16 protein-coding genes are annotated in these 12,691 nt (G+C 63.3%); 1 reads left to right on the top strand and 15 read right to left on the bottom strand.

Annotated elements, in window-relative coordinates; all coding sequences use genetic code 11:
• Positions 1-8 precede the first annotated feature (8 nt).
• From VF617_RS11635 to thiE, 11 genes are all read right to left on the bottom strand, one after another.
• On the bottom strand, positions 9-176 hold the full coding sequence (locus VF617_RS11635; RefSeq protein ID WP_331015051.1) for a hypothetical protein: 168 nt from the start codon (positions 174-176) through the stop codon (positions 9-11).
• A complete protein-coding gene (locus tag VF617_RS11630; protein ID WP_331015050.1) occupies positions 173-841 on the bottom strand; it encodes an NAD(P)H-dependent oxidoreductase subunit E in 669 nt (222 codons plus the stop codon). The genes VF617_RS11635 and VF617_RS11630 overlap by 4 nt, the downstream gene beginning before the upstream one ends.
• Positions 842-1,027: 186 nt before the next feature.
• On the bottom strand, positions 1,028-2,260 hold the full coding sequence (locus VF617_RS11625; RefSeq protein WP_331015049.1) for an NADH-quinone oxidoreductase subunit D: 1,233 nt from the start codon (positions 2,258-2,260) through the stop codon (positions 1,028-1,030).
• Positions 2,257-3,129, bottom strand: coding sequence for an NADH-quinone oxidoreductase subunit C (locus tag VF617_RS11620; RefSeq protein WP_331015048.1), 873 nt, complete (start codon positions 3,127-3,129; stop codon positions 2,257-2,259). The genes VF617_RS11625 and VF617_RS11620 overlap by 4 nt, the downstream gene beginning before the upstream one ends.
• A gap of 17 nt (positions 3,130-3,146) precedes the next feature.
• On the bottom strand, positions 3,147-3,719 hold the full coding sequence (locus VF617_RS11615; protein WP_414714030.1) for a NuoB/complex I 20 kDa subunit family protein: 573 nt from the start codon (positions 3,717-3,719) through the stop codon (positions 3,147-3,149).
• Positions 3,710-4,084 (bottom strand): NADH-quinone oxidoreductase subunit A, encoded by a 375-nt coding sequence (locus VF617_RS11610; RefSeq protein ID WP_331015047.1) that lies wholly within the window; start codon positions 4,082-4,084, stop codon positions 3,710-3,712. The genes VF617_RS11615 and VF617_RS11610 overlap by 10 nt, the downstream gene beginning before the upstream one ends.
• A 97-nt stretch (positions 4,085-4,181) precedes the next feature.
• The gene (locus VF617_RS11605; RefSeq protein ID WP_331015046.1) at positions 4,182-4,997 is read right to left on the bottom strand and encodes an inositol monophosphatase family protein; all 816 of its coding nucleotides are present in this window, start codon (positions 4,995-4,997) and stop codon (positions 4,182-4,184) included.
• Between the two features lie 157 nt (positions 4,998-5,154).
• The gene (gene efp / locus VF617_RS11600; RefSeq protein ID WP_331015045.1) at positions 5,155-5,718 is read right to left on the bottom strand and encodes an elongation factor P; all 564 of its coding nucleotides are present in this window, start codon (positions 5,716-5,718) and stop codon (positions 5,155-5,157) included.
• Positions 5,719-5,760: 42 nt separating this feature from the next.
• Entirely contained in the window at positions 5,761-6,378 is a 618-nt protein-coding gene (locus tag VF617_RS11595; RefSeq protein WP_331015044.1) for a M23 family metallopeptidase, read from the bottom strand.
• A 4-nt stretch (positions 6,379-6,382) separates the two neighbouring features.
• Entirely contained in the window at positions 6,383-7,387 is a 1,005-nt protein-coding gene (locus tag VF617_RS11590; RefSeq protein WP_414714029.1) for a L,D-transpeptidase family protein, read from the bottom strand.
• A 43-nt stretch (positions 7,388-7,430) separates the two neighbouring features.
• Positions 7,431-8,126, bottom strand: a complete 696-nt coding sequence (gene thiE / locus VF617_RS11585) for a thiamine phosphate synthase (RefSeq protein ID WP_331015043.1) — start codon at positions 8,124-8,126, stop codon at positions 7,431-7,433.
• On the opposite strand from thiE, the gene VF617_RS11580 reads away from it, so the two are divergent.
• Complete coding sequence (locus VF617_RS11580) at positions 8,125-8,865, top strand: DUF72 domain-containing protein (RefSeq protein WP_331015042.1); 741 nt, start codon at positions 8,125-8,127, stop codon at positions 8,863-8,865. The two genes, thiE and VF617_RS11580, sit on opposite strands and share 2 nt — an antisense overlap.
• Before the next feature lie 252 nt (positions 8,866-9,117).
• Here the strand turns inward: VF617_RS11580 and VF617_RS11575 are convergent, their stop codons facing one another.
• From VF617_RS11575 to gap, 4 genes are read right to left on the bottom strand one after another with little or no spacing between them, the layout of a single operon-like run.
• Positions 9,118-9,513 (bottom strand): putative quinol monooxygenase, encoded by a 396-nt coding sequence (locus VF617_RS11575; protein WP_331015041.1) that lies wholly within the window; start codon positions 9,511-9,513, stop codon positions 9,118-9,120.
• Positions 9,510-10,415, bottom strand: coding sequence for a fructose bisphosphate aldolase (locus VF617_RS11570; protein WP_331015040.1), 906 nt, complete (start codon positions 10,413-10,415; stop codon positions 9,510-9,512). Before VF617_RS11570 ends, VF617_RS11575 begins: the two co-directional genes overlap by 4 nt.
• Positions 10,416-10,462: 47 nt before the next feature.
• A complete protein-coding gene (locus tag VF617_RS11565) occupies positions 10,463-11,656 on the bottom strand; it encodes a phosphoglycerate kinase (RefSeq protein WP_331015039.1) in 1,194 nt (397 codons plus the stop codon).
• Positions 11,657-11,673: 17 nt separating this feature from the next.
• Entirely contained in the window at positions 11,674-12,675 is a 1,002-nt protein-coding gene (gene gap, locus VF617_RS11560; RefSeq protein ID WP_331015038.1) for a type I glyceraldehyde-3-phosphate dehydrogenase, read from the bottom strand.
• Positions 12,676-12,691 lie beyond the last annotated feature (16 nt).

Raw genomic sequence — 12,691 nt, 5'->3', positions numbered from 1 at the left:
GGCAAGCATCACCTGGCGCCCTTGCCCTTCATGAACATCACATAGACCAGCACCGCGATGCCGATGATGATCAGCGGCCCGAGCAGCGCGAACGTCAAGCGCAGCAGCCAGCCGAGTACGACGATGCCGCCGATGATCGCGAGGATCGTGACGATCAGATTCTTGTTGTCGCTCACGCCCATTCCCCCCGGTAATCGTGATTTTCGGATACCATCGCGGTCAGATTGGTAGGCCCGCCCTCGGCGGCGCTGGTCTGGCGATCGATCTGCGGGCCGGTTTTGGGCTTCTCGCCCTTGGCCAGCGCATCGAGGATCGCAACGGTCTTTTCGAAATCCAGATCCTCGAAATTATCGTCGTTGATCTGCACCATCGGCGCATTGGCGCAAGTGCCCAGGCACTCGACTTCGCTGAGGGTGAACATGCCGTCCGCCGTGGTCGCGCCCTTGCGAAGCCCGCGAGATTTGCACGCGGCCATCACATCGTCCGAACCACGCAACATGCATGGCGTCGTGCCGCAGACCTGGACGTGATAGCGGCCGACGGGCGCCATGTTGAACATCGTGTAGAAGCTGACGACTTCGAACACGCGCATATAATGCATGCCCAGTTCGCGCGCGACGAACTCGATCACCGGCACCGGCAGCCAGCCCTGCGTATTCGTCTCCGCGCCCACCTGGCGCTGGGCGAGATCGAGGAAGGGAAGCGACGCCGATTGCTGCCGCCCCGGCGGATACCGCCCGACGATCTCGCGCGCCTTGGCGGCGTTCTCCGCCGTCCAGGCGAAATTGCCCCAGCGCGCGCGGGTCTCGGCTTCGTCGGGGATTTGGGGTGCGTCAGCCATTACGGCGCCTCTGTGCAACGGTTGCCGCCTGGGCCGCAACGCAGACCGTAGCGCTCATAACGACGCCGAAGCCCGAAAACAGTCCCAGTATCAATCCGAATTCTGGCAATTGCTTCGCGAAAAAAACAACAGCCTCGAAAAACAGAATGAAGAGTAGCAAAACCGCTCGTGATGCTTGGAGGAGACTCACCGGTCGCACTCCCCGAACACGATATCCATCGCGCCGAGAATGGCCGTGGTGTCCGCGAGCATGTGGCCGCGCGACATGAAGTCCATTGCCTGGAGGTGGCTGAACGCGGTCGGGCGGACCTTGCAGCGGTAGGGCTTGTTGGTGCCGTCGCTGACCAGATAGACACCGAATTCGCCCTTGGGGCTCTCGGTCGCGACATAAACCTCGCCCGCCGGAACATGGAAGCCTTCGGTGAAGAGCTTGAAGTGGTGGATCAGCGCTTCCATCGACTGCTTCATCTCGCCGCGCTTGGGCGGAGCGACCTTGCGGTCGAGCGTGATCACCGGGCCTTCGGGCATGTCCTGCAGGCACTGCTTCATGATCCGCGCCGATTGGCGGACCTCTTCAACGCGAACCATGAAGCGATCGTAGCAATCGCCGCGGGTTCCCACCGGAATGTCGAACTCCATGCGGTCGTACACGTCATAAGGCTGCGATTTGCGCAGATCCCAGGGAATGCCCGCCGCCCGGATCATCGGGCCGGAAAAGCCCCATTTGATCGCGTCGTCGCGGCTGACCACGGCGATATCGACGTTGCGCTGCTTGAAGATGCGGTTCTCGGCGACAAGGCTGATCGCGTCCTCGAACAGGCGCGGAAGGCGCGTATCGAGCCATTCGGCGATGTCGGTGAGCAGCTTGAGCGGCACGTCCTGCCGCACCCCGCCGACGCGGAAATAATTGGCGTGCATGCGCGCGCCGGATGCGCGCTCATAGAAGTTCATGCAGTCTTCGCGCAACTCGAACAGCCACAGGTTCGGCGTCATCGCGCCGACGTCCATGACGTGGCTGCCGAGGTTGAGCATGTGGTTCTTGATGCGCGTCAGTTCGGCGAAGAAGACGCGGAGATACTGGCCGCGGATCGGCACTTCGAGATCGAGCAGCTTCTCGACCGCGAGCACATAAGTGTGCTCCATCGCCATGGGCGAGCAATAATCGAAGCGATCGAAGTACGGGAGAGCTTGGGTGTAAGTCTTGTACTCGATCAGCTTCTCAGTGCCGCGGTGGAGCAAGCCGACATGCGGATCGATACGCTCGACGATCTCGCCGTCCAGCTCCATCACCAGGCGCAGCACGCCGTGTGCGGCGGGATGCTGCGGCCCGAAATTGATCGTGTAGTTCTGTATCTCGGTATTGCCCGCGGTTGGGCCGCTGGCGCCGTGCTCCAAGATCTGATCGACGGAATCGCTCATTGGTTCTGGCCCTTGCCCTTGCTGGGCACGACATCGGGATCCTTGGGCTTGGACTCGGGCTGATTGCCGGGCGAGTTCTCGCCCGCGCCCGTCTGTGAAGGACTTTCAACGGTCTTCGCTCGCTTGGCGCGCGGCTTGGCGGGCTGGGCGGCTGGAGCGTCTGCCTTGGCGATCTCATCGGCCTTGAGCGGTGTCGGCGCGCCCTTGGCTTCGGGCGCCGCGGGCGCGCTTGGAGCCGGCGATGGGGATGGTGCGGACTTGCCCTGCGGCGTGTCCCCAGGCCCCGGCCCCGGGGCTTTCTCATCGCCCGGCAGCACATAGGCCGCGCCTTCCCAGGGGCTGAGGAAGTCGAAATTTCGGAAGTCCTGCGCGAGGTTCACCGGCTCGTAAACGACCCGCTTGGACTCTTCCGAATAGCGCAGCTCGACATAGCCGGTCATGGGGAAGTCCTTGCGGAGCGGATGCCCCTGGAACCCGTAATCGGTCAGGATGCGGCGCAGATCGGTATTGCCGTCGAACAGCACGCCATAGAGGTCGTACACTTCGCGCTCGAGCCAGCCCGCGACCGGCCAGATATGGGTGACCGAGGGCAGCGCCTGCACTTCGTCGGTGCTGACATGCAAGCGGACGCGGTGGTTCTGGGTCAGCGACAACAGGCAGTATACCACCTCGAAGCGTTCCGCCCGCTCGGGATAATCGACGCCCGCGATTTCCATGAGCTGCTGATATTCGAACTCGACGCGGAGCCTGTCGATTACGCGCAGCAACGCGGCGCGCGTAACGTCGAACGCTACTTCGAGGCCAGGACGGCGCAGAACGCCCTCCTCGCCGAGCAGCGGCGCCCAGATCGACTCGTCGCGCTCCAGCATGCGAGGCGCTGCACTCCTCACCGCTCGAGCGTCCCCGAGCGGCGTATCTTACGCTGGAGCTGCATCACGCCATATAGCAAAGCCTCGGCGGTAGGCGGGCAACCGGGAACATAAATATCCACCGGCACGATCCGGTCGCAGCCCCGCACGACACTGTAGCTGTAGTGATAATAGCCGCCGCCATTGGCGCACGAGCCCATCGAAATGACGTATTTCGGCTCGGACATCTGGTCATAGACCCGGCGCAGCGCTGGGGCCATCTTGTTGCAGAGCGTGCCCGCGACGATCATGACGTCCGACTGGCGCGGAGATGCTCGCGGCGCGGCGCCGAAGCGCTCCATGTCATAGCGCGGCATGTTGACGTGGATCATCTCGACTGCGCAGCACGCCAGCCCGAAGGTCATCCACCAGAGCGATCCGGTGCGCGCCCATTGGAACAGGTCCTCCGTGGACGTGACCAGGAAGCCCTTGTCGCCGATCTCGGCATTGATGTCGTTGAGGAAGCCCACGTCGGGTAGCGTGCCGGCACCGGGCAAGGCGGCACCGTGCTGGAACTCCGAAGTCTCCGGCGGGCGGTATTCTACTCCCACTCCAGGGCTCCCTTCTTCCAGGCATAAACAAGGCCGAGCGCGAGTTCGGCGATGAAGATCATCATCGAAATCCACGCGGTCCAGCCGAGATCGAACACGGACACCGCCCAGGGAAACAGGAACGCGGCTTCGAGATCGAAGATGATGAAGAGGATCGCGACCAGATAGAAACGCACATCGAACTGGCTGCGCGAATCCTCGAAAGCCGGGAAGCCGCACTCATATTCGGTGAGCTTTTCGGGAGAGGGCTTATGCGCCCCGGTTAGCCGCCCCACAGCCATGGGCAGAAACACGAACGCGCTGGAAAGCACGATCGCCACGCCGAGGAACAGGAGGATCGGCAGATATTCGGATAGGTCGACCAAGATGCCTTCTCGCGGATGCGGAATCGTGGGGCGGCTTTAGGACGATGCCCCCTTGGCGGCAAGGCCCGGAACTCGTGAGAATAACTCGCAATAACGCTCAGCGCAGGGCGTTGCCCACCAGCTTGTGCAGCTTCGAATGGAGCACGTCGTTCGCGGCCAGGAACTGGCTGCGCTCCATCGACATGTCTTGCCCGCGGAAATCGGTGACGAAGCCGCCCGCTTCCTTGATCAGCAGCATGCCGGCGGCAACGTCCCAAGGCTTGAGGTCACTTTCCCAGAAACCGTCGAAGCGCCCCGCGGCGACCCAGGCCATGTCGAGCGCCGCCGAGCCGAGCCGGCGGATGCCTGCCACTTCGGGGGCAACGGCGCCGAAGATGCGGCTCCACTGCGCGAAATTGCCGTGGCCGAGGAAGGGGATGCCGGTAGCGATCAGCGCATCGGCAAGATCGCGCCGCGCCGAGACGCGCAGGCGCTGGCCCTGCAACCACGCGCCGCGGCCCTTTTCGGCCCAGAAGCTTTCGTCGCTCAGAGGCTGATAGACATAGCCGTGCGTGATCTCGGGCTTGCCCTGCGGCCCGAGCGGATCCTCCACCGCGACCGAGATGCAGAAATGCGGGATGCCGTGAAGGAAGTTGCTGGTTCCATCCAGCGGATCGATGATCCAGCGCGGCTTGCTAGGATCGCCCTCGATCTCGCCGCGCTCCTCGACCAGGAAACCCCAGTCCGGCCGCGCATGGCGCAGCTCTTCGATCAGCGTGTCCTCGGCGCGCTTGTCGGCCATCGAAACGAAGTCCGCCGGCCCCTTGCGGCTGACCTGAAGCTGCGAGACTTCGTTGAAATCGCGACGCAGCCGCGGCCCCGCCTTGCGGCAGGCCTTTTCGATCACCGTGATAATGCCGGAGTGGGAAACCAATGCAATCGCTCCAGTAAACACCTCTCCCGCTTTCGCGGGAGAGGGAGGGGCCCGCCGAAGGCGGGAGGGTGAGGGTCTTCTTCTTTTGCCGGCGGCCGAAAAAGAAGAAGACCCTCACCCAACCCTCTCCCGCGAAAGCGGGAGAGGGCTAAGAAAATCAATCCGCGCGCTTCACATAGGTCTGCTCGTACACATCGACCACGATCCGCGTGCCCGCGCCGATATGCGGCGGGACCATGACGCGAACGCCGTTCTCGAGCATGGCCGGCTTGTACGAAGACGAGGCGGTCTGCCCCTTCACCACGGCGTCCGCCTCCACGATCAGCGCCTCGATCGTGTCTGGAAGCTGCACGGAGATCGGGCGCTCGTCGTAAAGCTCCATAACCACGTCCATCCCGTCCTGCAGGAACGCCGCGGCATCGCCGAGAATGCCCGCGTCGAGCGTTATCTGGTCATAGGTGTTCTTGTCCATGAAGGTCAGCGCATCGCCGTCGCGGAACAAAAACTGGAAATCGGTGGTGTCGAGGCGCACGCGCTCGACCGTCTCGGCCGAGCGGAAACGAACGTTGTTCTTGCGGCCGTCGATGAGATTCTTCATCTCGACTTGCATATAGGCACCGCCCTTGCCGGGCTGGGTGTGCTGAATCTTGACGGCCTTCCAGATGCCGCCTTCATATTCGATGATGTTGCCCGGACGGATGTCCACGCCACTGATCTTCATGGGATCGAGACCTGTTTGCCTGAGAAAGAGCGAGGGCGCGCTTTAGCGGCGCGGCGCGGTCCCCGCAAGCAAGGGATAGGGGTTCACATTGGTGCCCTGCCACCAGCGCTCGCCCGGAGCGACGACCTTGATCTCGAAATGGAGGTGCGGCGCGCCGCCGAACGCGCTGCCCGTATTGCCGACCGTGCCGATCGCATCGCCCTGGCGAACCTGTTGCTTCTCGCCCACCCCGTAACTGTCGAGGTGCGCATAATAATGGATTACCGTGGGGTCGGCGGTGCGAATGTAGATCGTGTGGCCGCCATTCGCGCTCTCGAACAATTTCTCGACCGTGCCGGACGCCGCCGCGAGCACGGGCGTTCCGAGCGGGGCCATGATGTCGATCGCGTTGTGGACGCGCGTGCCCCCGCCCCTGCTCTGCCCCCAGGTATCACTGAGCTGGCGTGCGCCCACGCCCGCGACGGGTATTATCAGCGGACCACCGGCGGACATCTGCACCTGGGTTGTGCCCAGCAACGGGTCGGAAACCATGGTCGGCATCGCGGCGACCTGCTCGCGCGTCGCCGGGCTGACCGTAATGCGCACCAGCGAAACGAATCCGGCGATCAGCAGCAGCCCGATCGCCGCGGCCCCCCACCCGATTCGCTTCAGCCAGATCAATCCGTCACTCCTGGAATACCGCAGGTGTCGCCGGCTTTATCATCAGAGATAGCCGCGCGGCATCCCAATTCGTCAACCGGATGCAGCCGTGACTCTGGGTTCGGCCGATCGTCTGGGGCTCGGGGGTGCCGTGAATGCCGTAATGCTCCTTGGATAGATCAAGCCATACGACGCCGACCGGACCGTTCGGGCCGGGCGGCAGCATTGCGGGATCGTCGCCCTTCTTGGCATCCCAGAACAGGTCCGGATTGTAATGGAATTTCGGATTATAGTCCGCGCCGTTGACCTTCCACGTGCCGATCGGGAGGGGATCATGCTCGCTGCCCGTGGTCACGCTGAACTGGGCGACGAGCTGCTCCCCATTATAGACCTTGAGCGCCTTTTCGGACTTATCGACCACGATCCGGTCGCCCGTGGGCTGATTGGCATCCACATTGAGATCGCTCAGCGTCTTGCGCCAATCCTCGCGCAGTTCGGAAGGATAATCGCGCGATGAAGGAAGGGCATTGGGGAAAACGAAGGTCGCGCCGGGCTTGATCTCGCCGCCGCCGGGATTCAGCTCGACCAGCACCTCGGGCGTCGTGTGAAACATCTCGGCCAGCTTTTCGATCGGCCGCGTATAAGCGAGGGACGGAAGCTTGGATTGGTCCTCGGGATCCTTCGGCATGGGATTCACATAGGGACCAGCGATCGTCGCGACGTCCAGGGTAAGCGTCCGCATCGGGCGGAGCGCACGATAGGGGTAGAGAGCGCTGAGCGTCGCGGGGTCAAGCTTGCCGCTGACGGTCATCCCACGCGAAGTCTGGAAGCCCTTGAGCGCGGCGGTGAGCGACTGGCCCTCGCGTCCATCGAGGATGCCGGGCGAAAAGCCGAGGTGATCGAGGATCACCTGGGCGTGAAGAATCGTATTGTCGATCGGCGGCCGCGACGAGGAGTTCGTCTGCCCCGACGCCACGGAACCGAGCGACGCTCCCGCGAGGCATAGCGCTATGAATAGTTGTTTCCGCACCGAATTGATCTCCTGTCGCACAATGGTTCGACAGCAGAACGATCTAGTTGGCCAGCAGGTCCGTGAATGCCCCGATTGCCGCGGTTTCGTCGCCCGCCCAGACGGCATTGCTCACCGCAAGGAAGTCCGCGCCGGCAGCAATCAGGGGCGCGGCATTCTGCGGCGTGATCCCGCCGATCGCGACGCTGGGGATTTCGAACATCGTGGACCACCAGCTGAGAATAGCGGGCACGGGTCGGTGATGGGTTTCCTTGGTATTGGTCGGATAGAATGCGCCGAACGCAACATAATCGGCCCCGTCCTCCCCCGCCTCCATCGCCAGGTGCCGGCTGGCATGACAAGTTACGCCGATCTGCGCGGTCGGGCCCAGAAGAGCGCGCGCTTCGCGCGGGTCACCATCGCCCTGACCCAGATGCACGCCGTCCGCGCCCAGCCGCTTGGCGAGGCCCATATCGTCATTGACGATAAAGGCGACGTCGGCATCAGCGCAGATGCGCAGCAGCGGCTCACCCAGCCGCGCGGCCTCATGCTGATCCATGCCCTTCACGCGGAGCTGAAACGCCGCGACAGGCCCCGCATCCAGAGCGCGCTTCAGCCGATCGGGGAAATCCCCGGTCACATCGAGCGGCGAAATCAGATAGAGCTGGCAGGGCGGCCGGCGGAGATCGCGCACGAACTGGGCCGCGAAGCCTTCCAGCGCGTTGTCGTCCAATAGTCCGCCCTGATCAGGTTCGCTCATGCCCTACTCCGCCATCCGCATCGGCTGCTCCGGCTGGAACTATCGCCATTGGCGTGGCCGCTTCTACCCGGAGAAGCTTGCGGTCAAGCGCTGGTTCGCTTTCTATGCCGAGCAGTTCGACACGGTGGAGATCAACAACAGCTTCTATTGCCTGCCCAAGAGCGAAACCTTCGATGCGTGGCGCGAACAGGCGCCGGCGGGCTTCCGCTATGCGGTGAAGGCGAATCGCTTCCTGACCCAGGCGAAGAAGCTCAAGGATTGCGAAGAACCGCTCGCGCGGATGATGCCGCCCTTTCGCCATTTGGGCGAGACGCTGGGGCCAATCCTCTACCAGCTTCCGCCGCGTTTCCGCCTAAACCTGGAGCGACTCGAAAGCTTCCTCCAGCTTGTGCCGAAGGACGTGACCAGTGTTTTCGAGTTTCGCGACAGGAGCTGGTATGTGCCCGAAGCACTGGAATTGCTCGAACGATATGGCGCCAGCTTCTGTGCGCACGACATGGCGGGGCTTGCCACCGAGCGCGTGGCGATCGGCCCTGTCGCCTATCTGCGTTTCCACGGGGGCCAGGGGAAATATTGGGGGCGATATCCCGAGCAGACGCTGCTCGGATGGGCGGATTGGATGGTGGACCAGGCCCGATCCGGGCGGGAGGTATGGGCCTATTTCAACAATGACATCGATGTCGCCGCGATCGATGACGCGCTCACATTGAAGGCAATCGTTCGGCAGGCGACGCGCTAGGCTGTATCGACATTCAGCCTTAAGTATCCTCTCCTCTTGATAGGGGAGAGGATAGCGAAGCTTGGCAGCTTGCTGCCTAGCGCAGCTGGAGAGGGGTAGGGCGGAGCAAAGCTCCGCGCGGTTGCTGCGCAACCGCACCCCTCACCCAGCTTCGACTAAGGCCGGCTGAAGATGCCGACCTAAGTCTGCGCAACCCTCTCCCCCTTTCAGGGGGCGAGGAAGGACAGGTTGAATCGATACAGCCTAGACCCGTCAGGCTTTCACGAAGCTTGCGCCGGGCTTCGGGCGAGTCTCCGCGCTCAGCTCGAAGCCAGCGATGAGCGGGCGGCCCAGACGGATCGCTTCCTTTACCGAGGGCAACGCCAGCGAAGCCGCATGGCTTTCCTTCTTGTCCCAGATCTCGGTGATCCAGATCGCATCCGGGTCGGTGGCGTCCTCGGCTATCAGGTAGGCCAGGCACCCCGGCATCGCACCCGTGCCCGAGCCGAGAATGGCAATCAGCGCGGCGCGCTTGCCGGGCACGGCCTTGATCTTGCCGATCATGCCGAACGGCGGGTCGATCTCTTCCATCGCAATTCCCTTTGCGAATGCCGGGCCGCCCAGCATGGCGAGCGCCAAGCCCGCCAGAACCGGGCGGCGTGCGGTCATGCCGGAACTGCGGACTTCTGTGTCGAGGCGGTATAGATTTCGTCGATCGCCTCGCCCAGCGAACTGTCGAACTCGGCGTCGCTCATCTGGTGGCGCAGATCGGAAAGCAGCGCACGGCTGAAGCTGGCGATCATGCCGCGGTTCTTCGCCAGCTCGACACATGCATCGGCGCGGCTGAATCCGCCGGAGAGCGCCACCACACGCAGGACGCGCGGGTGATCGACCAATGCATCGAACGTTCCGGCAACGGCGGGAATCGAGAGCTTCAGCATGAACTTCGGCCCATTCACATCATCGTCGAGTGCCGCCAGAAGTTCATCACGCAAAATAAGGTCCGCGGCAGCGCGCTCCGCGCTTTTGATATTGATCTCTGGCTCAAGCATGGGGACCAGCCCGTGCGCTGCCACCTGGTCGCCGACAACGAACTGCTGCGAGACGATCGCCGCGATACCGTCCTTGTTCGCGAGGTTGATGACCGAGCGCTCCTTGGTCCCGAACACGCCGAGCTGCTTGGCCCGCGCCAGAAGAGCGTCGAGGCCCGGCATCGGCTTCATCATCTGGACGCCGTCCGCCTCCTCCTCGAGGCCCTTGTCGATCTTGAGGAAAGGCACGACGCCCTTCTCGATCAGCGCCTGTGGAGTAGGCTTGCCGCCAACCTGCCCATCCATCGTCCGCTCGAACAGGATCGCGCCGATCACCTTGTCGCCGGTGAACGCGGGCGAGCCGATGATCCGGCTGCGCATGTCGTGGATCAACCCATACATGCCCGCCTCGTCGGCCCATGCTGCTGCCTCGATGCCGTAACCGGCCAGCGCCTTGGGCGTTGATCCGCCGCTCTGGTCCAGCGCAGCGATAAAGCCTTTGCCCCCGGCAATCTTCGCCGTCATTTCAGAAGTCTGCATGTCCGTTCCGGTCCCCTGATAGCTTTGTCGGTTTGATATCTTGGTCTTCAGCCGCGCGAAAGCGCAGCGACGCCGGGCAATTCCTTGCCCTCCATCCATTCGAGGAATGCTCCTCCCGCAGTCGAGACGAAGCTGAAATCCCCGGCCGCTCCGGCTTGGTTGAGCGCGGCAACCGTGTCCCCGCCCCCCGCGACCGAGACCAAAGATCCTTCGCGGGTGAGCGCGGCGGCGGTTTTGGCTAAGCTCACCGTGGCCGTGTCGAACGGCGGCGTCTCGAACGCGCCCATCGGCCCGTTCCAGACCAGCGTGCGGCAATTCTTGAGCACGTCGGCCAGCGCCTCGGTGGCCGCGGGGCCGACATCGAGGATCATTTCGTCGGCAGCTACTTCGTGGACATTGACGGTGCGAGTCGCCGGGTTCGGCTTGAATTCCTTGGCGACCACCACGTCGTAGGGCAGATGCACGGTGCAATTGGCTCGATCAGCCGCATCGAGGATTTCCTCGGCAGTGCTGGTCAGATCGTGCTCGCACAGGGATTTGCCGACATCGACACCCCGCGCGGCGAGGAAGGTGTTCGCCATGCCGCCGCCGATGATCAGGTGATCCACCCGCGCCACCAGATGCTTGAGCACATCGAGCTTGGACGATACCTTCGCACCGCCGACCACCGCGGCGACGGGATGCTCGGGATTGCCGAGGGCCTTGTCCAAGGCGTCAAGCTCGGCCTCCATTTGCCTGCCGGCGAACGAGGAAAGCCTGTGCGCAAGGCCCTCCGTGGAGGCGTGCGCGCGGTGTGCGGCCGAGAAGGCGTCGTTGACATAGAAATCGCCCAGCGCGGCAAGGCGATCGATGGTTTCGGGCGTGTTCTTTTCCTCACCCGGATCGAAGCGGGTATTTTCGAGGATGCCGATCTCGCCATCGAGCATCTTGTGAACGACATCGCACGCCTGCTGGTCATCGATGAAGCGCACCGGGCGGCCGATCACGGCCTCGAAGGGCTTGGTGACCAGCGCCAGGCTCATATCAGGGGTGCGCTGCCCCTTGGGCCGCCCGAAATGGGCGAGGATGACCACCCTGGCGCCCTTGTCCGCCAGCTCGGCGACGGTCTGCACCGCCGCGCGCAGCCGCGTATCGTCGGTTACGGCGCCATCGGCCATCGGCACGTTCAGGTCTTCGCGAACCAGCACGCGCTTGCCCGCTAGGTCGCCCATGTCGTCCAGGGTCTTGAAATTGCGCGCCATCTTGCTCTCCCAGCGCGTTAGAGGCGAGCCATCGCCGCGGCGGTATCGACCATGCGGTTCGAGAAGCCCCATTCATTGTCGTACCAGCTGACCACGCGCACCAATTTGCCGTCCATCACGGCGGTCTCGAGGCTGTCGATCGTGGACGAAGCGGGGGTATGGACGATGTCGATCGAGACGAGCGGCTCGTCCGAATAGACCAGCACGCCCTTCATCGCGCCCTCTGCCGCGGCCTTTAGGAGCGAATTGACTTCCTCCTTCGTCGTGTCGCGCGAAGGCGTGAATGTCAGGTCGATCAGGCTCCCGTCGGGAACCGGCACGCGGATCGCCGAACCATCGAGCTTGCCCTTAAGTTCGGGGAGCACTTCGCCCACGGCGCGGGCCGCGCCGGTGGTCGTCGGGATCATGTTCATCGCGGCGGCGCGAGCGCGGCGCAGGTCGGGGTGGATCTGATCGAGGATCTTCTGATCGTTGGTATAGGCGTGCACCGTAGTCATCAGCCCGCGCTCGATGCCGATCGCATCGTTCAGCACCTTAGCGACGGGGGCGAGGCAGTTGGTGGTGCAGGAAGCGTTCGAGACGATGGTGTGGCCCGCCTCCAGCTTGTCGTGATTCACGCCGTAAACGACCGTCAGATCGACGCCCTTGGCCGGGGCCGAGATCAACACCTTCTTCGCACCCGCGTCGATATGCTTCTGCGCGCTCTCGCGATCGGTGAAGAAGCCCGTGCATTCGAGCACCAGCTCAACGCCGTTGGCCTTGTGCGGCAAGTTGGCGGGGTCCTTTTCGGCGGTCACGGCGATCCTCTTGCCGTCGATCACCAGGTCATTGCCCTCGGCGGTGACGGTGCCGGGATATTTGCCATGGACGCTGTCGCGCGAAAACAGCCAGGCGTTCGATTTGGCGTCGGCGAGGTCGTTAATCGTCACCAATTCGAGGCCGCAATCCGGCTGCTCGAGAATGGCGCGCGCCACCAGCCGCCCGATGCGTCCGAAACCGTTGATCGCAACCTTGGTCATGTCAGTCTCCTTTATC

The organism is Sphingomonas sp., assembly GCF_036388215.1.
GTDB lineage: Bacteria > Pseudomonadota > Alphaproteobacteria > Sphingomonadales > Sphingomonadaceae > Sphingomonas.
The sequence above is the reverse complement of the archived record's forward strand: the minus strand, read 5'-3'. Positions and strand labels throughout refer to the sequence as shown.